Raw genomic sequence first — 26,495 nt, forward strand, 5'->3', positions numbered from 1 at the left:
GGAAGAAAACTACTTCTTTCCGTTCTGCTTATTGCGTTGCTGCTTCTGGCGCTTCTTACCAACCGGCTGCTGACGCTGACCCGCAGCGGCACGTTCACGAGCCTCCTGCAGATCCTTCTCGTGCTGCTCACGGGTCTTACCAATCGGGGGCAGGCCCTTCGCAGCACGACGAGCGTTCAGCTCACGCTCCGCCTGAGAACCGGGGGTCGGGTTATTGCGGATAACCCACCACTGCTGACCCAGCGACCACAGGTTCGACACGGTCCAGTAGTACATAACACCCAGCGGGAAGTTAATACCGGAAACAGCGAAGATGATCGGGAAGATGTACATGATCATCTGCTGCTGACGGAACATCGGAGAGTTCAGAGCCGCCTCCGACATGTTCTTCACGCTCAGCTGCTTCTGAATGTAGAACTGGGTCGCACTCATCAGAACAATCATGATGACCGCCTGAACAACGGTCGCGGTGGTGTCACCAGCGCCCGGGTGCAGCATGGTCGCGAAGAGCTGAGCACCAAAAATCTGCGAGTCGTTGAACTGGTGCACCAGATCAGCCGGCAGCATGAGCACGCTCTCGTTACTCTGAGCCGCGGTGGGAACGCCCATCAGCACCTGGTACAGACCGAAGAAGATCGGCATCTGAGCCAGAATCGGCAGACAGGACGCGAAGGGGTTCGTACCGTGCTTACGGTACATTTCCATCTGCTCCTGAGCCATAGCCTGGCGGGAGAGCTGGTCCTTCTTGCCCTTGTACTTCTCCTGCAGCTTCGCCATATCGCCCTGCATCGCGGTCATACCGCGCATAGCCTTAATCTGCTTGACGAACAGCGGAATGGTCAGGGTACGCATCACCAGGGTCAGGAAGATAATGCACAGAACCCAAGTCAGACCGGAAGCAGGGTCCATGCCCAGCGAGGTGAAAAGAGTGTGGAACAGCCACAGGACCACGGAGACGATCCATTTAAACGGCCAAAGAATCAAATCAAAAATATTCACGCGGGAATACTCCTTAAGGACTCGGCTAAGTCATTGTGTGGGAGGCGTCGCCTACTCAGGGCGGGCGTCACCACCGGTGTGAGGGGTGTAAAGATGGGGGTGGTTGAGCAGAATAATTTTCGGTTCTGCTCCGGGAGCGAAAGTGCGCTTCCCCTCCGGGACTGGGTCGATACCTCCGGTCGCCCAGGGAACACACCGCAGAATACGGCGCACCGTCAGGGAAAGCCCGCCCATCGCACCGTGGGTGGTCAGCGCCTCCAGAGCGTAGGCTGAGCAGGTCGGGTAGTAGCGGCACACATCCCCGTAGAGGGGGGAGACGACCTTGCGATAGGCTTTCATGCACGCGATCAGCAGGTTCTGCGGTAGAACGTAGAGAGCCTGCAGGAAAGTTTCAGCCCTTACGAATTCGTTAGGTGCTAGTGCCAGCAGCTCGTCGGGGCCCAGAGTCTCGGCAGAGGCGCTATAAGTGCCGCTGTGATGCGCGTGGAAGCGTTCTTCACAGCGGTCACGCTGGGAACGGCTCACGGCTTCTCCTTGCTCTGAGGCAGGTCGAGCTTAGCGAACGCGGTCTCGAGTGCCGATTCGTAGTCGCGGCGCAGCTGATCCCAGCTGGCGCTCGCAGAGGCAGGAAGCGCTCGCACAGCAATGGCGTAGCCTTCCGGATGCGCGGCGCAGGTGAGCGCGGCAAGTTCACGCAACCGGCGCTTGACCAGATTGCGTGTGACTGCGTTGCCCACCGCCTTCGACACAATGAAACCTACCTGGGTTGTTTTTCCAGGATTTTTCGCCGTAGATACAACGATGTTCCGACGTCCTGTACGGATGCCGGAACGGAAGGCGTGGGAGAATTCTGCGCTGGTGCGCATACGGTGCCGTTGAGGCAGCACGTGTTCCCCTTTACGTAGTGTGGGAGATTCGGCTCATGTGGTGAGCTGACCTCCGCGTGTATTTCACGCTTAATGATAGTTCGCCCGCCGATGCGTGTGCATCGGCGGGCGAACTATATGCCGTGATTAGGCCGAGAGCTTTGCGCGGCCCTTACCGCGGCGGCTCGACAGAATCGCGCGGCCTGCACGGGTACGCATACGCAGACGGAAGCCGTGCTTCTTAGCGCGACGGCGGTTGTTCGGCTGGAAAGTACGCTTGCTCATACTTTGTCTCCTTGATTTTTGCGGTTCGTGCCCTCACGGGTATCGGAACCGTACGCTTCTTGGTGCACGGAGGTACCGCGACTATTCGCAGTAGGCGGTGCACACACAACAGCACAACTTTAGAAGAGTGGAGGGCGTAAATCAAGTTCTTGACGCTTTTTTCCGCGTGATTCCGGGCTCGTTTGTGGCGTGGAGGCGGTGATTGCGGCGGGTGTACAGGCTGTGGAGACGCTACGTGCTCTTGGGACGCAAACCTGGGGATATTTACGGCAGTACGGTATCCACCATGGTGCATATCCCACCCATACCCCCTACTATCGGCGAGTTATCCACACCCCCGGACCTTTAGGCTATTCCGCTAAATATCAGGGAAGAAGGCATGTTATGCACTTAAATCCACCGCTTATCCACTTCTGTAATTACAAGTTTTCCACCGTGTGGAAAACTCTTGTGGATAACTTTCTCTCCCTGTGTATTAAGCGGGTAGAATCTTAATGACCTCGCGGTGGTTTCCGGCATAATTTCTTTACTGCACCACCGCTTCACATCGAGTGAAAGTAAAGAATTCCATGACCGACTCCCTTCAGGCGCGCTGGGCGCATCTGCTCTCCATTCTTGCCGCCGATCCGGCGGTGACGGCACGTCAGCGCGGTTTCGTGAATCTTGCGCAGCCTCAGGGACTGATGGGTTCTTCTCGCCTCATCATTGAAGTGCCGAATAAGCTCACCCGTGCGGTCTTTGAGGAGCAGATTAGCGCTTCGTTCCGTGCGGCTCTGCACGAGGCATTTGGCCCGTCGACTACCGCGCTTTTCGATGTGAATGAGTCGATGATTCCGGTTGAACCTGCAAGTCAGGACGTTTTCCATGGTGAGCGTGAGGTTCCTGTCGAGCACCAGCCCGCCCCTTCGGTAGCGACGGCTTCTGTGCATCCTGAGGCGCCCGCCGGTTCGCGCGCTTTTGAGTACTACACTGAGCCGCATCCGGGCCCTGACCATTACGAGGTACCCGCTGATGAGCAGGTCACCCGCCCCTCCCTGCAGGCTTTGGAGGCGGAGCGTGCCGGATTCCCCTCCGCGCAGCAGCCCGCTCCGGCGGCTCCTGTCGCGGGTGCGCCGGCGCCTCGCGAGTACCCGGCACCCACTTTCGTTCCGGACGCCCCGGCGGTACCGGAGGCCCAGCAGGTGCATCCGCATGAAGACCCGGAAAACGCGCCGACTTGGGATAGCTCTGCCCGACTGAACCCAAACTACACCTTCGACACCTTCGTGATTGGTCAGTCCAACCGCTTTGCGCACGCGAGCGCTTTCGCGGTGGCGGAGCAGCCCGGCATTGTCTACAACCCGCTGTTCATCTACGGCGGTTCGGGCTTGGGCAAGACCCACCTGCTGCACGCGATCGGCCACTACACCAAGTATCTTTACCCGAATTTGCGGGTGCGCTACGTGAATTCTGAGGAGTTCACGAATGACTTCATTAACTCGATTCGTGACGATGAGGGTTCGTCATTCAAGCAGATTTACCGCAATGTTGACGTTCTGCTGATTGACGATATCCAGTTTTTGGCGGGTAAAGAGGCGACGATGGAGGAGTTCTTCCATACGTTTAACGCCCTGTACAACCACCAGAAGCAGATCGTGATTACCTCTGATTTGCCGCCGAAGCAGCTGACCGGTTTCGCTGAGCGTATGCGTTCGCGTTTCGGCTCGGGTCTGAACGTGGATGTGCAGCCTCCGGAGCTGGAGACTCGTATCGCGATTCTGCGGAAGAAGGCTCAGAACGAGATTTTGCCGGTGCGCGATGACGTCATGGAGTACATTGCTTCCCATGTCACGGCCAATATTCGCGAGTTGGAGGGCGCTCTGATTCGTGCGAGCGCTGCCGCCTCGATGAAGAAGCCGCCGGAGCCCATTACCCTGGCTGAGGCTGAGACCTATCTGAAGGATTTGCTCTCTGATACCGGTGGTGCGGAGATTACGTCGGCGCTGGTTTTGGCGACGGTGGCGAAGTATTTTGATGTGTCCATTGAGGATATGCAGTCGAAGTCTCGCACCCGTACGCTCACGAATGCGCGCCAGGTGGCGATGTATCTTTTGCGTGAGCTAACCGAGATGTCCCTGCCGCGTATTGGTAACGATTTGGGCGGCCGCGACCATACGACGGTGATGCACGCGGTGCGTAAGGTGAGCGCGCAAATGGCGGAGCGTCAGACGATTTTCAATCAGGTGACTGAACTGACGAATTTGATCCGCCAAGAGCAGCGCGCCGCCGGCTAGATGTGTTTTTGTTCCTGTCCCGTAGCTTATTTTGCGCCTCGACTAGGTGTTTTATAGGCTTCGGGGCGGGGATTTCAGGCTAAATTCGAGGATTTTAGCGACTCTCAACACTGGATTTTCGGGTGTGGATAAGCTGTGCTTTAACTCATGCGTTCGTGTGGACGTTAAGTGCATGAATATTCAAAAGGTGTGGAATCGAGGAAATGTATAAATATCCATAAACAATGCATCCTCAGCATTGACTGAATTCTTCCACTTAATGTCCACAGGCTACTTCCGCGTCATTGCAGGCAAGGAAGGGGTTTTCCACCGTTTCCACAAGCGTTAATAATACTACTGTACTTAAAGAAAAAATCCTCCCCATAACAAGTAGTTCTGCTCGATCAGCCGAGCTGGTTCAGGTTTTTTGTGTGCCCCTATTGAAAATGTAGATTTTCGCGGATTTGGATCGATAGCTGCATGCTATCTCTGAGGTTGGGTTTGAAGAAGAAACCAACACCGAACCATCACCTAATTCGAACCTGTTTTCGACTGGATTTGCTACACCTTCCGCCTATCTTTGTAATTACAAAAATACAACGGCACTACATGCCTCATCTCACCCGATTTTTCGCTGCAGGATCGACCTTCGAGTCTCTGTGTAATTACAAAATCCGGTAGGATGGATAGACGCGCGCGCGGAAGATTCACTGCGCATCAGAGCACGCGGTATTTCCGGCTCTATCGCCCAAAGCTTTACGTGCGCCCAAAAACTACTCTCTAATTCCGTGAAAGGCGCCTTCTCGATGAAATTCACCGTTGAACGCGATGTCCTTGCCGAAGCAGTCGGCTGGACGGCACGCTCACTTCCGCTGCGTCCCACCTCCCCCGTACTCAACGGTCTGCTGATTACCGCCTCCGCAGGTGAGGTCAGCATCGCAAGCTTCGATCACGAGACCAGCGCCCGCCAGGTCATTGCAGCCGATGTCGAAGCAGAAGGCGTTTGCCTGGTTCCCGGCAAGATCCTGGCAGAAATTTGCCGATCCCTACCGAATGCACCCGTCGAGTTCACCGCAGATGAGTCCGTGATTCGTATTCACTGCCGTTCCGCTAACTTTCAGCTGGCTGGCATGCCGGTCGTGGACTACCCCGAGCTTCCCGAGCTTCCCGAAATTTCCGGTACCGTGGACGGCGCCGAATTCGCTGAAGCCGTCAAGCAGGTTCAGATTGCGGTATCCAAGGATGAGACCCTGCCGCTGCTGACCGGTATCCGCGTAGAAATCAATGGCGACACCATGACTCTGCTCGCCACCGACCGCTACCGCCTGGCAATGCGCGAAATCAAGTGGAACCCGACCAACCCTGACGTTCAGGCGGCTGTGCTGCTGAAGGCTAAGACCGTCTCTGAGGTCGGTAGCACCCTCTCCGGTTCCGGCGATCTGTCTATCGCCCTGCCCGCAGCGGGCGAGCTGATCGGCTTCGCAGCGGGTACCCGCCGCACCACCAGCGTTCTGATGGACGGCGACTACCCCAACATCCGTGCGCTGTTCCCCGAGCAGACCCCGATTCACGCGGTGGTTCGCACCTCCGACCTGGCTGAGGCTGCTCGCCGTATCTCCCTCGTGGCGGAGCGCAATACTCCCCTGCGTCTGAAGTTCACTCAGGGTTCGGTTGCTATTGATGCCGGCCGCGGTGATGAGGCTCAGGCTTCCGAGACTCTGCAGGCGCACCTGTCCGGTGATGACATCACCGTTGCATACAACCCCGCTTACCTTTCGGACGGTTTGAAGGTTTTCGGTACTGAGTTCGTTCGTTTCTCCTTTACCGATGCGCCGAAGCCCGCCGTGATTTCCGGTCAGGATGAGCCTCTGGCTGAGGATGACCGCAACTACCGTTATCTGCTGATGCCGGTTCGCCTGCCGTCGAACTAGTTTCAGCTTTTGCCGCCCCGCGCGCCTCCCAAGGTTCTGCCCAAGGAAGCCCGCGGGGCTGTGCTTTCTGCCCTCCTGTACCCATCCCCAACCGAACCGCACGAAAGGAGCTTCCGGTGTATATCGACCATATTTCGTTGTTGGATTACCGCACGTACGCTCTGCTGAGCCTGCCTCTTTCGGCGGGAGTTACGGTGTTTCTGGGGTCGAATGGTGTGGGGAAAACCAATATTGTTGAGGCGATCGACTATGCGGCGTCGCTGTCTTCGCACCGTGTGAGCCATGACGGGCCGCTAGTGCGGGCGGGTGCTTCGCGCGCCTATATTCGCACCCGTACAGTGCGCGGTTCGCAGCAGACGGTGACCGAGTTTGAGATTGCTCCGGGGCAGAGTAACCGGGTGCGCATTAATCGTGCCGCGCCGGTGCGCGCCAAGGAAGCGCTGGGTATTGCCCGCACGGTGCTGTTTTCCCCGGAGGATCTGCAATTGGTGAAGGGGGACCCCGCCGGTCGTCGTCGTTTTGTGGATGATTTAGCGAGCTCTTTGCGTCCAGTGGTCTCTGGGTACCGTAGCGAGTATGAGCGGATTTTGCGGCAGCGTAATTCGTTGCTGAAATCCATGCAGCGTAAGGCTCGGGATGAGAACGCCTTGAGTACCCTGTCGGTCTGGGATGAGCAGCTGTCGACTCTGGGCGCTCAGCTGCTTTCTGCGCGTTTTCGTCTGTTGCAGCGTTTTTTGCCGCAGCTTCGCCGCGCCTACGCGGGGCTGACGGACGGCTCTAAAGAGGTCGGTTTCAACTATGAGTCGACTGTTTTTTCGAGCATGGGCGAGCGCTCGATTGAGCATGCGGCGCTGATGCGCATTGAGGACCTCAAGGAGGCTTTGATGCGCGGTTTTGCGGAGCGTCGACGCGACGAGATTGAGCGTGGCGTGACCCTGGTGGGCCCGCACCGTGAGGATATTACCCTGCTACTCGGTGGCATGCCGGTGAAGCATTTTGCTTCGCACGGCGAGAGCTGGTCTTTTGCACTGGCGCTGAAACTGGCGTCCTGGTTTGTACATGTTGAGGATGACTCCTCGGCGGGTTCTTCGCCGATTCTGATTCTTGATGATGTGTTTGCGGAGCTTGATTCTGCGCGCCGACACCGCCTGGGTGCGATGGTTGCCGACGCGGAGCAGGTGCTGATTACCTGTGCGGTGCTCAGCGATATTCCGGAGGAGCTGGGTGACTACCGCTTGGTATCGGTGACGGCGGGGCATGCCGAGTATGTGCAGCCTGCCGCCACCTCTGTGGATAGCGAGGGGTTGACTGCATCTGCGCTCGCGGAGGGTGACGGCGATGAGTAACCCCGTCCGCCCTCAAAACCATGTTTCACGTGAAACATTCGGTGAATTCGCGGAACCGCAGTTTGCGGAGCCTCAAAACCCGCACGAGGTTGACGGCGTGGTTGAGTTCTACCGTGACGAGGTGGATGCCCCCTCCGCCCTGCTGACCCGCATGCGAATGGCGGCTCAAGAACGCGGCGAGGCGCCCCTGAATGCATTCTCGGCGAATAAAATCATGCGTGACTTCGGTGCGGTCATGTCTGGAACCGCCTCGAAGAAGAAATCACGGCGAGCGCAGGGGTGGGACCCCCGCGTCATGGGTGGCTATAGCGGCCCCGGAGAGAGCTCTCGTGACCCCAAACCCCTCGGTGGCATCGTCAGTGCCCTGATTCGTTCACGCGGCTGGAAAGAGCCTGTGGCGGTCTCTAGTGTGCTGGCCCGCTGGGCTGAGCTAGTGGGTCCGGAGATTGCCGCGCACACTCGCCCGATTAGCTTCGAAAACTCCATTGTTGAAGTTCAGTGCGACTCCACCGCCTGGACGACTCAGCTGCGCCTGATGCACGGGCACCTCATCGAACTTTTCCGCCGTGAACTGGGTGATGGTGTCGTGGCCCAGGTTCGCGTGCTGGGCCCGAATAACGGACGCTGGAATCAGCGAGGCTATCGGCGTGCCACCGGTATGCGCGGTGTGCGCGACACCTACGGGTAGCCTTCTGGGTGTCTCTAACTCTCGTTCACCTTCTGATTGAACAGTGTTAGGTCAAAATAAGCCTTTTTCTACACGCTATGAAAGCTTTAGAATCGCCGGCAACCCCCACGAAGTGGTGAACCGTATCCCCTACCTCAAAAGGGGGTTGAGGCACTCTAAACCGCCTTTGCGGGCTTTTGAGCGGGTGGTAGTGCCCAAAAAAGCTCAATATGTGACGCTTGTAGATGGTTTTATGCTCTCTTGCTCGGTAAAATAAAAGAGACAATGCGTAAAGTGTGCCCACCTATGGGTACCACCGGCAACGCGGGTTGTACAGGCACCTTCTTGTGCCCTCTGTGAGGCGTTCTAGGCTCCGCTCTTGACTGCCTGTAGCTTTCCTTCGCCGGTTGCATCATCTACTCAAGGAGTTCTGCCTCGTGGCATCTGAACAGAATGCATCTGAACAGCAGCATGAATACGGTGCATCCGATATTACCGTGCTGGAAGGTCTGGAAGCGGTTCGTAAGCGCCCCGGCATGTACATTGGCTCGACCACTGAGCGCGGTCTGCACCACCTGGTCTACGAGGTTGTAGATAACTCGGTCGACGAAGCGCTCGCCGGCTACGCCTCCAAGATTGACGTGACCATCCAGGCTGATGGTGCTGTTCGCGTAGAGGATGACGGTCGCGGTATTCCCGTGGATGAGCACCCCACCGAGCATAAGTCCACTGTTGAGGTTGTTATGACCGTGCTGCACGCTGGCGGTAAGTTTGGCGGCGGCGGCTACTCCGTTTCCGGTGGTCTGCACGGCGTGGGTATCTCCGTGGTGAACGCGCTGTCCACCCGCGTGATTACCGAGGTTCACCGCCAGGGCTACGCATGGCATATTTCCTTCTCCAACGGTGGTGTGCCGGATGGTCCCCTGCGTAAGGGTGAACCGTCCGATAAGACCGGTACCATTCAGACTTTCTACCCGGACCCGGAGATCTTCGAGACCGTCGAGTTCGACTTTGAGACTCTGCGCGCCCGTTTCCAGCAGATGGCGTTCCTGAACAAGGGTCTGACCATCACCCTGACCGATGAGCGTGAGAAGTTCGTCGGTGACGAGGTTGCTGAAGAGAGCGAGAAGAAGGAAAACATCCTCAACCGCGTGCGCGCGAACGCTGATGGTTTCATGACCGTCACCTACCGTTACGACAACGGCCTGTTCGACTACGTACACTTCCTCAACGCAGGCGCGAAGACCATCGTGAACGAGGAGATTGTCTCCTTCGAAGCCGAAGACACTGAGCGTAACATGAGCCTGGAAGTGGCGATGCAGTGGACCGGCGCCTACAAGGAGTCCGTCTACTCGTACGCGAACACGATCAACACCCACGAGGGCGGTACCCACGAAGAGGGTTTCCGTGCCGCTCTGACCTCGTTGGTGAACCGTTACGCGCGTGAGAACAAGCTGTTGCGCGATAAGGACGATAACCTCACCGGTGAAGACGTGCGTGAGGGCCTGACCGCGGTGATTTCGATTAAGATTTCCGAGCCGCAGTTCGAGGGTCAGACCAAGACCAAGCTGGGTAACTCGGAGGCTAAGTCCTTCACCCAGCGTGAGGTGAACGATCACCTCGGCGACTGGTTCGGTCGTAACCCCGCGGTGGCGAAGGATATCGTGCGCCGCGCGATCACCGCCGCTCAGGCGCGTATCGCTGCCCGTAAGGCACGCGAGACGACCCGCCGTAAGGGCCTGCTGGAGACCAGCTCCATGCCCGGTAAGCTCAAGGACTGCTCCTCGAAGGACCCGTCGATCTCTGAGATTTACCTGGTGGAGGGTGACTCTGCGGGTGGTTCGGCTGTTCAGGGTCGCAACCCGAACACTCAGGCTATTCTGCCGCTGCGCGGTAAGATCCTGAACGTTGAGCGTGCTCGCCTGGACCGTGCCCTGTCCAACGCTGAAATTCAGGCGATGATTACCGCTTTCGGTACCGGCATCGGTGATGACTTCGATATTGAGAAGGCACGCTACCACAAGATCGTTCTGATGGCGGATGCGGACGTTGACGGCCAGCACATTACGACTCTGTTGCTGACTCTGCTCTTCCGCTTCATGCGTCCGCTGATTGAGGCTGGCTACGTGTATCTGGCTCAGCCGCCGCTGTACCGCATCAAGTGGTCGAACGCCCCGCACGACTACGTGTACTCGGACGCTGAGCGTGATGAGGCTCTGGCTCGTGGTGCTGCGAAGAACCTGCGCCTGCCCAAGGATAACGGTATTCAGCGTTACAAGGGTCTGGGCGAGATGGACTACACCGAGCTGTGGGACACCACCATGGATCCGGCTCGCCGCACCCTGCTGCAGGTGAAGATGGAGGATGCAGCTGCTGCTGACCAGATCTTCTCTGTTCTGATGGGCGAGGACGTTGAGGCTCGCCGTGAGTTTATCCAGCAGAACGCAAAGGACATTCGATTCCTCGATATCTAGCCCGAAACGGCATATGCCCCGTATGGAATATGCCAAATGAGCTATATAGCCGAGCGAGTCATTGAGGAATGAGAAAGTAATGAGCGAAGAACAGCAGAATAAATCCACTGAGGTTGACGTAGTCAGCAACGGTGGCGCTGAAAATGTAGACCACCACGGTCACATTGAACAGGTGGACCTGCAGACTGAAATGCAGCGTTCCTACCTGGACTACGCAATGGCGGTTATTATTGGCCGCGCCCTACCGGACGTACGTGACGGCCTCAAGCCCGTGCACCGCCGCGTCATCTACGCGATGTACGACGGCGGCTACCGCCCGGACCGATCCTTCAATAAGTGCGCCCGCGTGGTTGGCGACGTGATGGGTCAGTTCCACCCCCACGGCGATAGCGCTATCTACGACACTCTGGTGCGTCTGATTCAGAGCTGGATTATGCGTTACCCGCTGGCTCTGGGTCAGGGTAACTTCGGCTCCCCCGGTAACGACGGTGCTGCAGCGCCTCGATACACTGAGACCAAGATGGCTCCCATTGCCCTTGAGATGGTGCGTGACATCAACGAAGACACCGTTGATTTCCAGCCCAACTATGACGGCAAGTCCCTGGAGCCTACCGTTCTGCCCGCGCGTATCCCGAACCTGCTGGTCAACGGTTCTTCGGGTATTGCTGTGGGTATGGCGACCAATATTCCGCCGCATAACCTGCGTGAGGTTGCCGAGGGTGTGGAGTGGTTCCTGAAGAACCCGCACGCCACCAATGAGGAGCTGCTGAACGCTCTGATGGCGCGCATTAAGGGCCCGGACTTCCCGACCGGTGCACAGATTCTGGGCACCAAGGGCATTGAGGATGCGTACCGTACTGGCCGCGGCTCCATCACCATGCGCGCGGTGGTCAATGTGGAGGAAATCCACGGTCGTACCTGCCTTGTGGTTACCGAGCTGCCGTACCAGGCGAACCCGGATAACTTGGCGATTAAGATTGCTGAGCTCATCAAAGACGGTAAGGTCACCGGCATCGCGGATCTGCGCGATGAGACTTCGGGTCGTACCGGTCAGCGTCTGGTGATTGTGCTCAAGCGTGATGCTTCCCCGAAGGTTGTGCTGAACAACCTGTACAAGCACACCCAGCTGCAGGAGAATTTCTCCGCGAATATGCTCGCCATTGTGGATGGTGTGCCGCGTACCCTGTCCCTGGATGCGTTTGTGCGTCACTGGGTGGATCACCAGATGGACGTTATCGTTCGTCGTACCCGTTACCGTCTACGTCAGGCGGAGGAAGAGGCGCACATCCTGCGTGGCCTGCTGAAGGCTCTGGATGCTCTGGATGAGGTTATTGCCCTGATTCGCCGCTCCCCCACCGCTGATGAGGCGCGTAGCGGCCTGATGGAGTTCCTGCAGATTGATGAGGCTCAGGCTCAGGCAATTCTGAACATGCAGCTGCGTCGTTTGGCTGCTTTGGAGCGTCAGAAGATTCAGGATCGTCACGATGAGCTGATGCGCATGATCGCTGAGTACAACGCGATTATTGCTTCGGAGACTCGCCAGCGCGAGATTATCTCTGAGGAGCTGGGCGAGATTGTGAACCGCTACGGCGATGAGCGTCGCACCCAGATTATGTACGGCTACAACGGCGACATGTCCATGGAAGACCTCATCCCTGAGGAAGAGGTCGTGGTTACGATTACTCGCGGCGGCTACATTAAGCGCACCCGCAGTGATCAGTACCGTAGCCAGCACCGTGGTGGTAAGGGCATTAAGGGTGCCTCGCTGCGTGGTGATGACGTGGTGGAGCACTTCTTTGTGACGACTACGCACAGCTGGATTCTGTTCTTCACGAACCTGGGCCGCGTGTACCGTGCGAAGGGTTACGAGCTGCAGGAAGCCGGTCGTGACGCGAAGGGCCAGCATATTGCAAACCTGCTGGAGTTCCAGGGCGGTGAGCATATTGCTCAGGTCATGGAGCTGAAGAGCTATGAGGATGCTGAGTACCTGGTGCTTGCTACTCGCGGCGGTATGGTGAAGAAGAGCCGTCTGAGCGATTACGATACGAACCGTACTGCCGGCCTGATTGCGATTAACCTGCGTGAGGGCGACGAGGTTGTTTCGGCGTTCACCGTTTCGGATAAGGACGATATTCTGCTGGTGTCGCGTAACGGTATGTCGCTGCGCTTCCACGCTGATGATGCGTCGTTGCGCCCGATGGGTCGTTCGACCTCCGGTGTGACCGGTATGAAGTTCCGTGAGGGCGATGAGCTGATTTCTGCGAATGTGGTTACTGAGGGCTCCTTCGTCTTCGTGGTCACTGAGGGTGGTTACGCGAAGCGTACGAGCGTGGATGAGTACCGCGTGCAGGGCCGTAACGGCTTCGGCATTAAGGTTGCTAAGCTAGTTGAGGATCGTGGCGCCCTGGTGGGTGGCCTCATTGTGGATGAAGAGGACGAGGTGCTGGTGGTTATGGCCAGCGGCAAGGTCGTTCGTTCGAACGTGAATGAGGTTCCTGCGAAGGGACGCGATACTATGGGTGTTATCTTTGCAAAGCCCGGTAAGGGCGATTCTATTATTGGTGTTGCACGCAACCAGGATCGTCAGCTGGATGATAGCGACGATGAAACCACTGAGAACACCGAGGCTTCGGAGTCTTCTGAGGCGCCCGGTACGGACAACGAGGGTGAAGCGGCGGCTGCCGATCTCACCGCTACTGGAGGTAACTAATGAGCAGCACTCCCGCGAGCTCCTCTCCTGCGTCGGCACAGCGTTCGGCGTCGGCTGGCGCATCTAAGTCTTCGGGTGCGGCTAAGGCTGGCGCGCGTCGCCCGGCTCAGTCGCGTTCGGGCCAGGCTCGTCCTGGCGGTACCGCTAAGCGTCCTGCCGGCAAGCGCCCTGTGAACGCTAAGCGTCCTACTGGTTCGCGCCGTCAGCTGGTGCGTCCTGCACCGCGTTCGAAGATTCGTCGCGCGCGTCTGGTGGTTCAGAAGGTTGATACGTGGTCGGTGGCTAAGCTGATCTTCCTACTGTCTATTGCTTTGGGCATTGTGACTGTGGTGGCGTCGGTGATTCTGTGGCTGTTCCTGCAGGCTTCTGGTGCGTTTACCGGTGTGAACCAGCTGATTAGCTCGCTGGGTACCGGTTCGACCACTGTGGATATTTCGCAGATGATTTCGCTGGGTCAGGTTGCTTTGGTGACTACTATTTTTGCTGTGGTCAACACTGTGGTCTTTACTCTGCTGGGTATGATTGGCGCGATTCTGTACAACCTGGCTGCGAAGCTGGTTGGTGGCGTGACCTTGACTCTGAGCGATGAGTCCTAGTTTGTAGCTTTTTGAGCTTTGTGTGCGGGCGGTGCCCCTCTGGATGGAGGTGGTGCCGCCCGCTCTGTATGCTTGGGAACCCCCAATATTAAAGTGTGATGCAGAACATGCTTTTTCGATTTGGTGTTACCTGCAAACACCTGTATAGTTATATCTCGTTCTACGGAAGAAATTCCGCAGAAGGAGGGCGTATAGCTCAGACGGTTAGAGCGCTTCGCTGATAACGAAGAGGTCCCAAGTTCGATTCTTGGTACGCCCACTCCACACTATGAAAGGCAATAATGAAGAAATTATTGATTCTTGCTGTTCTTTCGTGTGTCACTGTGATGGTTCTGAAAAAGTACCAGAGCAATGAAGTCGTGAAGGCTTGGAAAAAATAACTAAACAGTGGTTTCCGCTGAGACGGGGGCGTGGCGCAATTGGTAGCGCATCTGCTTTGCAAGCAGAGGGTTAGGGGTTCGAGTCCCCTCGCCTCCACTTTCCGGTGATTATAGCAAGAGGGAAACGCCTGGCTCCATTCCGAACCCAGAAGCTAAGACTCTTCGCGCCGATGGTACTGCACTTTTGTGGGTGTGGGAGAGTAGGTCATCGCCGGTTTATTTTTGAAAAAGACCCCGTATCGAAGGATACGGGGTCTTTTGTTGTATTCGCTGATGCGAGTGGCAGATTCGGCATGGGTGCCTCGTGAAGCTGGCGTATTGTGCACGCTGCGAATTGGTAGCTGGGGTTGCTCCTTCTCGATGCTGAAGCGTGCGTCGCTATAGAAAACCAGCTACCGCAGAGAACTTGCGCCGCCGAAACCCCAGTACTGTAACCCCAGTGCCGCAAAAACCCACAGGGGCATCCTGTACGGGTAGCTTGGTGATCCAAATGAGGTCTGAATAATAAAGGTGTGTCACAAAAAGAAAGCTGGGAGGTTCCTGAAAGTGAACACTTGGTGAACACACTTTAGCCTCTTGATGGATATAATCACCCCTCTCCCCCGCACTCTCGCATAAGCCACATAAACCAACTTAAGTATTCCGATAGGTGCACCCTTTTTTCCGCGGAATATCGGGAGAGTTTCCCCTGAAATATGGGCTCTATAGTAAAACCCTCACGGAAACCCGCTCAATACTGTGGGTTTATCTGTTATTTCGTGTTAATTCGGAATACTTTAGATTTCGCGAAAACCGACAGATAATTTTCTTGTGACTACAGAACTCATTATTCTCGTGATCGTGGTGCTGACCGCGCTCGCCTTCGACTTTACGAATGGCTTCCACGACACCGGTAACGCGATGGCAACCTCCATCGCCACCGGTGCGCTGAAGCCTAAGACCGCCGTGGCGCTGTCTGCGTCCCTGAACCTCGTTGGCGCGTTCCTCTCTGTTGAGGTGGCGCGTTCGGTCGGTAGCGGCATCGTGAACCTGGACCGTATCGATGTAACAACGGACGGTCCGGCATTGATGCTCATCGTCTTTACCGGTCTGGTGGGCGGTATCCTCTGGAATGTTTTGACCTGGCTTCTGGGTCTTCCCTCATCCTCGTCGCACGCTCTGTTTGGTGGCCTGATTGGTTCGGCTATTGTCGCGATCGGCTTTGACGGCGTGCAGTGGATGGGCGTTCTGTCCAAGATTATTGTTCCCGCGGTCCTCTCCCCCGTCATTGCGGCTATTGTGGCGGCAACCGGCACTTGGCTGGTCTACCGTATTGCTGCCCCGGTGGCTGATGATCGCAAGCACGGCGGCTTCCGTAAGGGACAGGTCGCGACCGCATCCCTGATGTCTCTGGCGCACGGTACTAACGACGCGCAGAAGACCATGGGCGTAATCTTCCTGGCTCTGGTTGCTTCGGGTACCCTGAGCAACGATGACGCGATTCCCTTCTGGGTGAAGGCTTCCTGCGCGCTTGCTATTGCGCTGGGTACTTACCTGGGTGGTTGGCGTATTATCCGCACCCTCGGTAAGGGCATCGTTGAGGTTGACACCCCGCAGGGCGTTGCCGCTGATGGTGCATCCGCTGCGATTATTCTGACCTCTTCCCACTTCGGTATGGCTCTGTCGACCACTCACGTGGCGTCCGGCTCGATTCTGGGTAGTGGTCTGGGCCGTAAGGGTGCTGAGGTGCGCTGGTCTGTTGCTGGCCGCATGGTGGTTGCTTGGCTGATTACTCTGCCGGCTGCCGCGATTGTGGGTGCTCTGACCTGGCTGATTGGTCACGGCCTGAATGCTCTGACCGGTACCCAGTTCATTGGCGAAATGACCGTGTTCGCTTTGTTGGTAGTCTTCTGCTTCCTGATGTGGCGTCATTCCCAGAAGGACAACATTGACGCTTCGAACGTGACTGGCGACTGGGATGAAAAGGAAGGCGCTGCAGTCACCAGCGCTGAGGCATCCGCAGAAGCCCAGACCCTTGCTACTGAGAAGGCAGGTTCGTAGTCGTGGAATATCTGATTGACATTGTGAACAAGGTTATTCCGGTGCTGATTGCCGGTTTGTTCTTTGGTGCGGGCCTTCCGGCGCTCTATGCGCTGGGTCTGCGTCTGCTGGCTGGCCGTACCGAGTACACTGCGGACGGTAAGCTCGTTGAAATTGAGCCTCCGGGAACGGTGGCGAAGATTGCCGCGTCTTGCATTTTTGCTATTATCGTAGCAATCGTAATCATCGGTATTCTCTGGGTCGCTAAGGACTTTATCGACCACACTTTCGGCTGGAATATCTTCGGCGTAACCGGTGGAGGCCACTAATCCCGTGAACACTAAATTGCATATAATGACTGCTTCGAAGGAGGGGCTCGATGCCTGATAAGAGCATAATCTCTCGAGTAATCGACTGGCTGAGCGTCGGGTATCCCAAGGATGTTCCGGTGCAGGACCGCGCGGCAGTGATGGCTATTTTGAAGATGCGTCTGACCGATGAGCAGCTGCAGGAAGTTGTTCGCCAGCTCATGCAGTCCCGTGCTGCCCGTGGTGAGGCGTACGTGAGTGACCAGCGCATTAATGAGTACATTCGTCGAGTGGTGGATCATACCCCGACCCCGCAGGATATTGACCGCGTCGCTAAGATTCTTGGTGCGCACGGCTTCCTGATTGCGGAGAACCACGTGAACGAGGATGCTGAGCCTACGGCTGGCGGTACCGAGTACGTGACCTACGATGATCCGACGACCGGCGAGATTCGTATCGCCGAGTTGGCTGCCGAATCGGCTAATATCCCGGCTCCGAACGCTACCGCTGCGCAGGATAACTAAATAGCCTGCTATGAGAGTTGAGAGCTCTCATGAAACTTGTGACCTATGGGGTGGACTGAAGTCCGCCCCATAGGTTTTCTTTATGCCCTTCGAATGATGCGCAGCGGGTTGTCGGCATGCGCATAGGTGCGGGCGGTATTCTAGAGGGACTTCACTCCCCTCAAACCGTTGGTGGGCTTTGTGCTCGCCCTGCATCCTGGAGATTCTGTGTCTTCTTCCCCTTCTTTGGAACCCGAGAACTCTCACATTCCCGATACTTCTACACGGGGAGCCTCTCAGGGCTCTTCTGAGGCGGCATCCGTCGCCGCTGAGGAATCCTTCGCTAAGAGCTCTTCAACCCGTGTAGATGCCGCTAAAGAGGCTATTGCGGGGCAGGTGCGCCGCCTCGTGGTGCCCCGCCGTTCCCTGCTTCTGACTGGCGGCGTGGTCGCTGCCGCCGGGGTACTTGCCGCGATGCCGCAGATTGCCGCCACCGGTGTGCTGGGTGAGGATGCGGCGGCGGTGGTTTCAAACGAGAAGCTGCTGGCACGCCGTGAGCGTCTGGTTCGCGAGAATGTTGATACCCGCTACCTGAAGATTGAGTCTCTGGGGCGTATCTATGTGGGTCAGGGGCGTGGTGAACAGGACCTGCGTCTGGTGGGTTCTTTCTCCCTCACAGAGGCGGCACAGGCCGATTTGGCGGCGGCAGCTACGGCTCTGACGAACCTGTCCGTATACGGTTCTCTGCACCGGCTGAGCGTTACCTACGGCGGTGTGGACTCGGCGAATGACCCGCAGAACGTTGCTAACACCGCTACGGATGCGCCGGTGGGCCCGCTGCGCGTGAACGAATCGGCGACCCTGAAGGAAGAGCAGTGGCTGAAGGTGTTGACTGCTAACGCGGCGCTGGGAACTAATGCGAGCTACGCGCAGGTGGGTCTGCTGGCGGATGAGCTGCGCCTGAATGCCGTTGTGATTGATGAGAACTATGAGTCTCTGCTGAAACGCTTCCGTGCGCTGGCTGAGCTGGATCTGAAGAACGAGCAGGTGCAGCAGATTCACCTGAATATTCAGTTGGCTCCGGATAAGGCGCTGAGTTTGCCCTCGGATGCTCAGTCGAAGATTTCGGTGAGTGTTGCGGAGTCTTCGCGCGTGGCAACGGTTGCTGATGTGCTGTCGAAGGCTGCTACGAAGAAGGAACTGAAGACTTTGGCGTCGTTCTCGCTGGTGTGGAATGCTCGTGAGAAATACCCGTCGGCGAGCCAGTGGGATGCTTTCAAGCTGGGCTTCACGGCGCCGGAGTCGAAGGAGGAGTCCGCGAAGGAGGCGCAACGTACCGAGATCCGTAAGTATCTGCAGGAAGTGAGTGGCCCGCTGCAGGCTCTAACGAAGCGGGAGGCGACAGTTCCGGGTGAGGTTATTTCCTAAGCCCCTCAGGGGTGTGATGGGTCTAACTAAAAAAATGTTCCTGAGGATTTGGTAAAGCTGTAAAAGGTGTTATAGACTAGTAGAGCACCGCGGGGGCGTGGCGCAATTGGTAGCGCATCTGCTTTGCAAGCAGAGGGTTAGGGGTTCGAGTCCCCTCGCCTCCACTTTCCGGTGATTATAGCAAGAGGGAAACGCCTGGTTCCATTCCGAACCCAGAAGCTAAGACTCTTCGCGCCGATGGTACTGCACTTTTGAGGGTGTGGGAGAGTAGGTCATCGCCGGTTTATTTTTGAACCGAGAACCCCATGTCGAAAGACATGGGGCTCTTTGTATATCCGGGAATATGTCTGGGTTTATCAGGTGTCTGGAGTATACACAGGAGATTCAGCATCACAGCTGCACTCCCCCTCCCCCCCCCAAAAAAAACAAGAGAAACACCCAAAACAATAGCCGCCTGCCAGAGTAAGAACTCTAGCGGGCGGCTATCTCTCATAAAGCGCTCCCTCACGCCGCCAGCGGCGCCTCAGAAAGCTATCTCAGAATGCCTCAGAGAAGAAGGATGCGGGAACGCTTATGCGTTCTTCCAGGGGTCCTCCACGGGACGAGCTGCGTTGTAGGCTGCGGCGCCTGCAACACCCAGAGCAACCAGCAGACCCAGGAATGCCAGGCCCTTGCGGGGGCGCTTGCCGCCGTTACGCTCAATACGAGCCAGTTCCTTCTCAGCGGCGCGAACGGTCTTCGCGGTAGCCTTACGAGCCTTCTTCAGCGCCTTCTTGTTGCCGGTCAGCTTCTCAGCGAACATCTCAGCGGTCTTGCCTTCCAGAGCGGACTCAACAGCAGCCAGAGAAGAGACAACAGCCTGAGCCTTAGCAGCCTTGCGTGCCTTACGCTTCTTGCAGCAGAACATGGGGTGACCTCCATCGGTTGAAATGCGCCAGCGGCCAGAAAACGCCGCCGCGCGCGTAGTGTTCACCTCTCAGGATATTCAATTCCCGCCCAAAAAGCCCGCTCAACGGTGCGCCCGGGGCGAAAAAACATGTTAGATGGCGAATGAGCGCCGCCCCGTGCCACAATAGAGCCATGACTAATGCAACTGCTAAGGCAACTATCCACACTAACTACGGTGACATCGTCGTCGAGCTCTTCGGCAACCACGCACCGCTGACTGTTGAGAACTTCATCGGCCTGGCTGACGGCTCCCGTCAGTGGAAGCACCCCCGCACCGGTGAAATCATGAACACCCCCCTGTACAAGGACGTCGTGTTCCACCGCATCATCAAGGACTTCATGATTCAGGGTGGCGACCCCCTGGGCATGGGTGTTGGCGGCCCCGGCTACCAGTTCAAGGACGAGATTCACCCCGAGCTCTCCTTCTCTAAGCCCTACCTGCTGGCAATGGCTAACGCAGGCCCCGGCACCAACGGTTCTCAGTTCTTCATCACCACCGTTGAGACCCCCTGGCTGAACGGCCGCCACACCATCTTCGGTGAGGTTACCGACGAGGCATCCAAGAAGGTTGTTGACGCTATTGAGGGCGTTGAGACCGGCTTCCAGGACCGCCCGGTCAAGGACGTTGTCATCTCCTCGATTGACATCGAAAAGCTCTAATAAACCCCCTCAGAAGGCTCATACGAGCATTCTGCTGAAGGTGTTGAGAAAACACGTATAGTTCAGGGGCCCGCCAGGATTTTTCCGGTGGGCCCCTGCGCTTATATGCCCCCACACCACCCCGGCTGATCCGGCACACAACCCCTGGAGGTTCAGTGGAGAACTTTCCCAACTACGCAGGCTACGGGCAGAGCCCTACCGTCTGCGTCAACCACCCCAACCGCGTTAGCTACGCCCAGTGCAAGCGCTGCAACCGCACCGTCTGCGGCGAATGCCAGGTGGCGCTGGATGTGGGCATGGTCTGCCCCGACTGCTACCGCGAACTCAAAGGCGGCAGCTCGAAGGCGCAGGGTTCGAAAGCACGGGGCTCGTTCCTGGCGCGCCACTGGCACATTACGTACACGCTCATTCTGATTAACGTTGTAATGTATGGCCTACAGCAGCTTATTCCCAACGAATGGATGATTAGGCACGGATTATTCTGGTGGCCCTACGTCCAACACGGCGAGTACTACCGCATCATCAGCTACGGTTTTCTGCACCTGCAGCATGACCCGATGCACCTGGTGTGGAACATGATTTACCTCTTCATCTTCGGTGTATCCCTCGAACGCATGATGGGGCGGTGGAAGTTCCTCGTGGTGTACCTGGGATCAATCGCCTTTGGTGCATTAGGCGTGTACGTGCTGGCTCCTTCAACGAGCGTGGCGGGCGCTTCAGGCGGTGTGTACGGCCTCTACGGCGCCTTCTTCGTGATCCTGCTTCTCAGGAGGCAGAAGGACACGGCACGCCTCTTTATGCTGCTCATCGGTATTGGTGTGGTGCAGAGCTTCTTCAACCCGTATATTTCTCACGCAGGCCACGCGGGTGGTTTTGTCGGTGGTGTGCTGCTGACGTTGCTGTTTGTCCCGCTTGTGGATAAGCCCGAGTCCTCGAATCCGCCGCAACAGAGTCCGCAGCAGTGGCAAAACGGCAGGTACTAAGCCTGAAAATACGTGAAAAATCTTCGGAAAATCCGGCACAAAAATCTTTGGAGAGGCAGTGGAGAACTTTCCCAACTATATGAACTACGGGCAGAGCCCCACAGTCTGCGTCAACCACCCCGACCGTGTCAGCTACGCCCAGTGCGGGCGCTGCAACCGCACCATCTGCGGCGAATGCCAGACGGCACAGGATGCGGGCGTGGTCTGCCCCGACTGCTACAGCGAGCTCAATGGAGGCGCCTCGAGCCCGAAGCGTTCCTTCATCGCCCGTCACTGGCATATTACGTACACGCTCATTCTGATTAACGTTGTGGTGTACGGTCTGCAGCTAATCATCCCATTCCGTTGGATGTACAACCTCGGCATGATGTCTGGTCCCCGTGTTCACCACGGCGAGTACTACCGCCTGATCACGCACGGGTTTATTCACTCGCAGAATGACCCGATGCATATGGTGTGGAACATGATTTACCTCTTCATCTTCGGTGTATCTCTCGAACGCATGATGGGGCGCTGGAAGTTCCTCTTCGTATATATGGCTGCTACCTTGGGTGCTGGCCTCAGTGTGTACCTCTTCGACTACTCTCGTGGTGCTGTGGGCGCCTCAGGCGGCGTGTACGGCCTCTACGGTGCCTTCTTCGTGATCCTGCTTCTCAGGAGGCAAAAGGACACTGCGCGCCTCTTTATGCTACTCATCGGCATTGGTGTGGTGCAGAGCCTCTTCCACCCGAATATTTCCCATGCGGGACACTTTGGCGGTCTTGTCAGTGGCGCACTAGCAACCCTGCTGATTATCCCGTTCGTGAAGAAACCCGAGTCCTCGAATCCGCCGCCGCAGAGCCCGCAGCAGTGGCTCAACGGCAGGTATTAAGCCTGGAAAACCGCAGAAATCCGGTGCAGAGACACGTTATCCACAGCAGTTTTCCACACTGTGTATAACTACATTCGTGTAATTCCACGAGTGTGAGTACATGTTAAAAACCTGTGGATACAGGCTAAAACAACCGAATTACACGGGGTGAATTACACGGGTGTAAGAGTTTTCCCCAGATTTCTCCACAGATGTGGAAAACCTTAAATACCAGGGTGTGTGTAATTACAAAAAATTCCGGTGCTACGCACCAACAAAAAGTGCCCGGAAGGATCAACCTTCCGGGCACTTTCACGTATCGAGCCCCTCACGGGGCGAAGAAGCAGCGGGCGCGAACCTAGTTCGCCTGAGCCTCCGCCTCCTCAACCTCCTCGGGGGTGAGCTCCACGCCGGTGTACAGGCGGAACTGCTCAGCAGCCTGCAGAGCAATCACCTCACCGCCGTGAATAACTTCCTTACCCGCCGCGCGAGCCGCACGAACCAGCGGAGTCTCTACAGGCATCGCCACCACGTCAAAGACCACCTGCGCCTCAGCAATAGCCTCCTGCGGGTAGGACAGCTCCTCGCTCTCCTCACCGCCAGCCATGCCAATCGGGGTCACGTTCACCAGAATCGGTGCGCGCAGGTTACCCACCTCCGGTGCCCACGCGTACTCGTAACGCTCAGCCAGCGCACGGCCGGTCTCCTCGTTGCGGGCAATAATCATGCCCTGCGAGAAGCCCGCATCAAAGAACGCACCAGCCACAGCCGCAGCCATACCGCCCGAACCGCGCAGCAGGAACGGCAGAGACGGATCCACGTTATGCGAACGCAGCAGGGAAGCCACCGCAATCACATCCGTGTTGTACGCCTTCAAGAAGCCGTCAGTGTTCACAATCGTGTTCACCGCCCCAATAACCGCAGCCGAGTGGTCCATATCGTCCATCAGCGGGATAACAGCCTGCTTAAACGGCATAGACACCGAGCAGCCACGAATACCCAGAGCACGCACGCCGGCGATAGCACCCTCAATATCGGTGGTGGTCATCGCCTTGTACAGGTAATCCAGACCGTGCTTCTCGTACAGGTAATTGTGGAACTTAATACCGTGATTCGACGGGCGACCAGACAAGGAAATGCAGACCGTCGTATCGCGGTTCAGCGCCGGGCGAGCCATCTTAAGCCTCGCCGCCAGAGTTGAGGGTGTTCTCAATCAGCTTCTTCACCTTGTTGCGGCTCACCAAGTCAGCGACCACAAAGTGGGTGTCGCCGGTATCCACAGTGGGGACGGTCGCGTTGCCGTCGTTGAGGGACTTCACGTGCGCCTCAGCCTGCGGATCCTCCCAAATGTTGACCCAGGTAGCGTGGTCGCCCAGCTCGCCCAGCTTAGAATCCAGAGCCTCGCAATAAGGGCAGCCGGGGCGCCAATAAATGACGACGCCGCCATCCTTCATGACCTCGCGTGCCTTCTGCTGATCGGACTGCTGACGTTCAAACATAGTTCCTCCATAGACGGGGTGCTCCGCGGTCTTCAGGAGGCACTGAAACCTACCTGAGGGCGCAGCTCAATAAGTTGATATATCAAGCATAGCTGAGCGTGCAGGGGCGGGGGAGAGGTCCTCATAGGGCGAACGTCCGCGGCGCACCCCGGCAGCCCGTGCAGCACTCCCGCAGAAGCCTTCACCCTGCTCTCCAGAAGCCTGTGCCCCGCCCCAGATGCCTTCCCCCGCGCATTAACGGCATACGCCCCACACCAAGGTTGCCGGACCAATGATGCGGGGCGTATACAGTTCGCGAGAAAGCGCGAGTACTTGTGCTGAGTAAGAGTAAAAGAAGAGTGAAAACAGGCTACCAGACGGTAACCGAAGCTGAGCAATATGCCGAGTGAGTCGGTGAATGAAAGAACCCAGGCGGGGCAGAACGCCCCATTATTTGAGAGAGATGTTGAGTGAAAGCCTGTAATGCAAACCCAGGGAAATGGCGCCCTACCCCATGAGGAGGCGAGGCAGGGCGCCAATCCAAAGGAGGCTGTCGCCTTACTTGCCGAACTTCTCGGTCAGCTTGGAGACGTTCTCGGTCACGACCTCTTCAACCTTGGCAACGTGCTCGTCGGTGACGACCTCCTTGCCAGCCTTTTCGTTGATGACTTCCTGAGCCTTGTCGAGGCCCTGCTCAACGGTGCCCTTGATATCGAAGCCCACGGGGGCCTCCTTTCTGCGCTTTCGCGCTCTAAAGCCTCACTCTTGGTGAGGTACCTGCCCGGGGCGGGCAGAAAACTGGAGTGTGATGCTTTGGTGGACGAAACCTGCAAGCTGGGCTTGTATGTGACGGTCGAACCCAGTGTAGATGCTATCCATATGCAGGACTATGCGCATCGAAACTTTACAGCTCACGGATTGCGTCCGTCGATAAGTGTACATACCCGCGAAGGCAAGAAAAACCACCCTCAGAAAACGTGGCGCCATTTTTGACCAACGACCAAAAAATTATGGCTTATCAGCGCGTTATTACAGGGGATGAGCGGAGGAAATTTGCAGAAACTCGCAGGAAACTTCCAGCTATGAATATCGTTCAAAACCCCAAAAAACGCCCCTATGACACCCCGCCGATTTATGACAGACCTCAGCGCCCAACCCTACAACACCGGAATATCCGTAGGATCAGCGCCCGCTGCCCAATCATGAGACGCCGCAAAACCAGCAACCATCGGCAAAAAACGAGGTGCCGCATAGCCGCGCACAGCATACGCAGTCGCCACCGCATCCGCAGCAGCCTCCAGCTGAGAGGTCGGAATCAGCGCCATCACCGCGCCGCCAAAACCGCCACCCACAATACGGGCACCCAGTGCACCCCGATCCAGGCACACCTGCACCGCATCATCAATCTCAGGGCGAGAAACACGCAACTCATCACGCATCGACACAAACGACTCCGTGAAAATACGGCCCGCCTCCTCAAACGCCGCGCAACCCAACTCATCAGCATGCTGCAGTAAATAGCTCGCACGACCCACCAGAGTCATATCGTGGAACGCATGACGCACCCAACCACGCGGGAACGAACACGGGCGACCCGCATCCTCCAGAGCATCCAAGGCACGATTCACCGAAGAATCCACCAAATCAGCACGCCACGCCTTTGCCGCACGCGCATCCATACCCGCACACGACAAATCCTCCGGTAGGGCATCACGCAAAAAACGCAGACCCAAAGCATCAGCGCACGCCTCAGACGCCGCACGACGAGCCGCAAAACCGCCATCCGTCAGCTCATGCGGAGTGTTCGTATCGATCACCAAAAAACTCAGGCCATGCTGGGCAATATCCACCGCAACCGGCTCAATCGAAAAATCACGGAAATCAACCACCAGAGCCTGCTCCGGATACGAACGCAACGACGCCGTCTGATCCAGACCACCCGTATGCGCGCCAGCCATCTTATTCTCAGCCGTAATACACACCTGAGCCAGACGCGCACGCAACGCATCACTATCAGCCGGGGTGGCATCCGCCTGCGGGCACTCCTCACGCACCGGACACGAGAGCTCCAACAACGCCAACGCCGTCGAACACTCCAAAGCCGCCGAAGACGACAAACCGCCACCCACCGGAACACGAGAATTAATCAGCAGGTCAGCGCCAAACTCATCGGGCAGCATAATATCCCTGCCGCCCTCCTGATTCATCGCCCACGCAACACCCGCCACATAGGTGAACCAGCCCTTCAAATGACCCGGCTGAATATCGCGAATCACAACCGTGCGCTCATCGCCGGGCATCTGCAAAGAAGCCGCACGCAACACACCATCACGACGCAACGCACCCGCCACATAGGTGCGGTACGGCAACGGCATCGGCAGGCACGAGCCACCCAAAAAATCAATGTACTCGCCCAAAAGATTCAGACGCCCAGGCGCAGACCACACACCATCCGGCTCATAACCATACGCAGTAATAAACTCCTCACGCACACGCGCAATCTCCGCGCTATGGTCTGGAAGAGCCGCCCACTGGGCGGTAGCGGTCATCGACATGGAACACCTCTGATAAAGCCCAACAGGGCACTAAAACATAAACGACACCCTTCGCGCACCCGATACACTCCGGGTACAAGCACGTGTCACCTCTAGACTAAAGCAGAAAACCAGCGAACATCGACTCAACCGCCAAACCGCGCCGGTATCAGAGCGCGGCAGAGCAGCCAGCACCAACGCACGCAAAAGCCCCGCACCCCCACAAGGGGGCACGGGGCGACATACATAACTAATAAACCAAAAGAAGGGCTAAGTGA

The 26,495-nt window shown here is 57.1% G+C and carries 23 protein-coding genes, 3 tRNA genes and 2 rRNA genes; 19 read left to right on the forward strand and 9 right to left on the reverse strand.

Annotation, left to right across the window (positions count from 1 at the left end; translation table 11 throughout):
* Positions 1 to 9: 9 nt before the first annotated feature.
* From yidC to rpmH, 4 genes are all read right to left on the reverse strand, one after another.
* The gene (gene yidC / locus O3675_RS05700; RefSeq protein WP_005504085.1) at positions 10 to 999 is read right to left on the reverse strand and encodes a membrane protein insertase YidC; all 990 of its coding nucleotides are present in this window, start codon (positions 997 to 999) and stop codon (positions 10 to 12) included.
* 51 nt (positions 1,000 to 1,050) lie between these two features.
* The gene (yidD, locus tag O3675_RS05705; RefSeq protein WP_304269145.1) at positions 1,051 to 1,524 is read right to left on the reverse strand and encodes a membrane protein insertion efficiency factor YidD; all 474 of its coding nucleotides are present in this window, start codon (positions 1,522 to 1,524) and stop codon (positions 1,051 to 1,053) included.
* On the reverse strand, positions 1,521 to 1,886 hold the full coding sequence (rnpA, locus tag O3675_RS05710) for a ribonuclease P protein component (protein ID WP_049338559.1): 366 nt from the start codon (positions 1,884 to 1,886) through the stop codon (positions 1,521 to 1,523). The genes yidD and rnpA overlap by 4 nt, the downstream gene beginning before the upstream one ends.
* Positions 1,887 to 2,012: 126 nt before the next feature.
* Positions 2,013 to 2,150 carry a 50S ribosomal protein L34 gene (rpmH, locus tag O3675_RS05715; protein WP_005504094.1) on the reverse strand — a complete coding sequence of 46 codons (138 nt, stop codon included), beginning with the start codon at positions 2,148 to 2,150 and terminating at the stop codon, positions 2,013 to 2,015.
* 569 nt (positions 2,151 to 2,719) lie between these two features.
* Here rpmH and dnaA point away from each other — a divergent pair.
* The 16 genes from dnaA to rrf (O3675_RS05795) all read left to right on the forward strand — a co-directional run bounded on the left by dnaA (position 2,720) and on the right by rrf (O3675_RS05795) (position 19,048).
* The gene (dnaA, locus tag O3675_RS05720; protein WP_371571482.1) at positions 2,720 to 4,423 is read left to right on the forward strand and encodes a chromosomal replication initiator protein DnaA; all 1,704 of its coding nucleotides are present in this window, start codon (positions 2,720 to 2,722) and stop codon (positions 4,421 to 4,423) included.
* A gap of 785 nt (positions 4,424 to 5,208) precedes the next feature.
* A complete protein-coding gene (dnaN, locus tag O3675_RS05725) occupies positions 5,209 to 6,333 on the forward strand; it encodes a DNA polymerase III subunit beta (RefSeq protein WP_049327445.1) in 1,125 nt (374 codons plus the stop codon).
* 116 nt (positions 6,334 to 6,449) lie between these two features.
* On the forward strand, positions 6,450 to 7,679 hold the full coding sequence (recF, locus tag O3675_RS05730; protein ID WP_303936690.1) for a DNA replication/repair protein RecF: 1,230 nt from the start codon (positions 6,450 to 6,452) through the stop codon (positions 7,677 to 7,679).
* On the forward strand, positions 7,672 to 8,367 hold the full coding sequence (locus tag O3675_RS05735) for a DUF721 domain-containing protein (protein ID WP_005508014.1): 696 nt from the start codon (positions 7,672 to 7,674) through the stop codon (positions 8,365 to 8,367). Before recF ends, O3675_RS05735 begins: the two co-directional genes overlap by 8 nt.
* Before the next feature lie 416 nt (positions 8,368 to 8,783).
* Positions 8,784 to 10,820 (forward strand): DNA topoisomerase (ATP-hydrolyzing) subunit B, encoded by a 2,037-nt coding sequence (gene gyrB, locus O3675_RS05740; protein ID WP_005508013.1) that lies wholly within the window; start codon positions 8,784 to 8,786, stop codon positions 10,818 to 10,820.
* Positions 10,821 to 10,899: 79 nt separating this feature from the next.
* The gene (gene gyrA / locus O3675_RS05745; protein WP_303936686.1) at positions 10,900 to 13,530 is read left to right on the forward strand and encodes a DNA gyrase subunit A; all 2,631 of its coding nucleotides are present in this window, start codon (positions 10,900 to 10,902) and stop codon (positions 13,528 to 13,530) included.
* The gene (locus tag O3675_RS05750) at positions 13,530 to 14,126 is read left to right on the forward strand and encodes a DUF3566 domain-containing protein (RefSeq protein WP_005504108.1); all 597 of its coding nucleotides are present in this window, start codon (positions 13,530 to 13,532) and stop codon (positions 14,124 to 14,126) included. The genes gyrA and O3675_RS05750 overlap by 1 nt, the downstream gene beginning before the upstream one ends.
* Before the next feature lie 185 nt (positions 14,127 to 14,311).
* Positions 14,312 to 14,385 (forward strand) — tRNA-Ile (locus O3675_RS05755).
* Between the two features lie 145 nt (positions 14,386 to 14,530).
* A tRNA-Ala gene (locus O3675_RS05760) sits at positions 14,531 to 14,603 on the forward strand.
* 3 nt (positions 14,604 to 14,606) lie between these two features.
* Positions 14,607 to 14,723 (forward strand): 5S ribosomal RNA (gene rrf, locus O3675_RS05765).
* Positions 14,724 to 15,316: 593 nt separating this feature from the next.
* The gene (locus O3675_RS05770) at positions 15,317 to 16,546 is read left to right on the forward strand and encodes an inorganic phosphate transporter (RefSeq protein WP_005504110.1); all 1,230 of its coding nucleotides are present in this window, start codon (positions 15,317 to 15,319) and stop codon (positions 16,544 to 16,546) included.
* A gap of 2 nt (positions 16,547 to 16,548) precedes the next feature.
* Positions 16,549 to 16,854 (forward strand): hypothetical protein, encoded by a 306-nt coding sequence (locus O3675_RS05775; RefSeq protein WP_049326726.1) that lies wholly within the window; start codon positions 16,549 to 16,551, stop codon positions 16,852 to 16,854.
* 50 nt (positions 16,855 to 16,904) lie between these two features.
* On the forward strand, positions 16,905 to 17,357 hold the full coding sequence (locus tag O3675_RS05780; RefSeq protein WP_107945030.1) for a DUF3349 domain-containing protein: 453 nt from the start codon (positions 16,905 to 16,907) through the stop codon (positions 17,355 to 17,357).
* Positions 17,358 to 17,564: 207 nt separating this feature from the next.
* Positions 17,565 to 18,764 carry an acetamidase gene (locus O3675_RS05785; protein WP_371571486.1) on the forward strand — a complete coding sequence of 400 codons (1,200 nt, stop codon included), beginning with the start codon at positions 17,565 to 17,567 and terminating at the stop codon, positions 18,762 to 18,764.
* 91 nt (positions 18,765 to 18,855) lie between these two features.
* A tRNA-Ala gene (locus O3675_RS05790) sits at positions 18,856 to 18,928 on the forward strand.
* A 3-nt stretch (positions 18,929 to 18,931) separates the two neighbouring features.
* Positions 18,932 to 19,048, forward strand: a 5S ribosomal RNA gene (rrf, locus tag O3675_RS05795).
* Positions 19,049 to 19,335: 287 nt separating this feature from the next.
* Here the strand turns inward: rrf (O3675_RS05795) and O3675_RS05800 are convergent.
* Complete coding sequence (locus tag O3675_RS05800; protein ID WP_049345994.1) at positions 19,336 to 19,671, reverse strand: hypothetical protein; 336 nt, start codon at positions 19,669 to 19,671, stop codon at positions 19,336 to 19,338.
* A gap of 173 nt (positions 19,672 to 19,844) precedes the next feature.
* On the opposite strand from O3675_RS05800, the gene O3675_RS05805 reads away from it, so the two are divergent.
* The 3 genes from O3675_RS05805 to O3675_RS05815 all read left to right on the forward strand — a co-directional run bounded on the left by O3675_RS05805 (position 19,845) and on the right by O3675_RS05815 (position 22,226).
* Positions 19,845 to 20,372 (forward strand): peptidylprolyl isomerase, encoded by a 528-nt coding sequence (locus O3675_RS05805; RefSeq protein WP_005508008.1) that lies wholly within the window; start codon positions 19,845 to 19,847, stop codon positions 20,370 to 20,372.
* Positions 20,373 to 20,527: 155 nt separating this feature from the next.
* Complete coding sequence (locus O3675_RS05810) at positions 20,528 to 21,355, forward strand: rhomboid family intramembrane serine protease (protein ID WP_371571488.1); 828 nt, start codon at positions 20,528 to 20,530, stop codon at positions 21,353 to 21,355.
* A 58-nt stretch (positions 21,356 to 21,413) separates the two neighbouring features.
* Complete coding sequence (locus O3675_RS05815; RefSeq protein ID WP_371571490.1) at positions 21,414 to 22,226, forward strand: rhomboid family intramembrane serine protease; 813 nt, start codon at positions 21,414 to 21,416, stop codon at positions 22,224 to 22,226.
* Between the two features lie 337 nt (positions 22,227 to 22,563).
* Here O3675_RS05815 and O3675_RS05820 read toward each other — a convergent pair whose 3' ends face one another.
* The 4 genes from O3675_RS05820 to O3675_RS05835 all read right to left on the reverse strand — a co-directional run bounded on the left by O3675_RS05820 (position 22,564) and on the right by O3675_RS05835 (position 26,238).
* A complete protein-coding gene (locus O3675_RS05820) occupies positions 22,564 to 23,382 on the reverse strand; it encodes a shikimate 5-dehydrogenase (RefSeq protein ID WP_005504124.1) in 819 nt (272 codons plus the stop codon).
* Position 23,383: 1 nt separating this feature from the next.
* Positions 23,384 to 23,704 carry a glutaredoxin domain-containing protein gene (locus O3675_RS05825; RefSeq protein ID WP_049326839.1) on the reverse strand — a complete coding sequence of 107 codons (321 nt, stop codon included), beginning with the start codon at positions 23,702 to 23,704 and terminating at the stop codon, positions 23,384 to 23,386.
* A 537-nt stretch (positions 23,705 to 24,241) separates the two neighbouring features.
* Positions 24,242 to 24,406, reverse strand: a complete 165-nt coding sequence (locus O3675_RS05830) for a hypothetical protein (protein WP_005504128.1) — start codon at positions 24,404 to 24,406, stop codon at positions 24,242 to 24,244.
* Between the two features lie 434 nt (positions 24,407 to 24,840).
* Positions 24,841 to 26,238 carry a galactokinase gene (locus O3675_RS05835; protein ID WP_371571492.1) on the reverse strand — a complete coding sequence of 466 codons (1,398 nt, stop codon included), beginning with the start codon at positions 26,236 to 26,238 and terminating at the stop codon, positions 24,841 to 24,843.
* Positions 26,239 to 26,495 lie beyond the last annotated feature (257 nt).

Origin of the sequence: Rothia sp. 27098_8_27, from assembly GCF_041432805.1 — a bacterium.
Classification (GTDB): Bacteria; Actinomycetota; Actinomycetes; order Actinomycetales; family Micrococcaceae; genus Rothia; species Rothia mucilaginosa.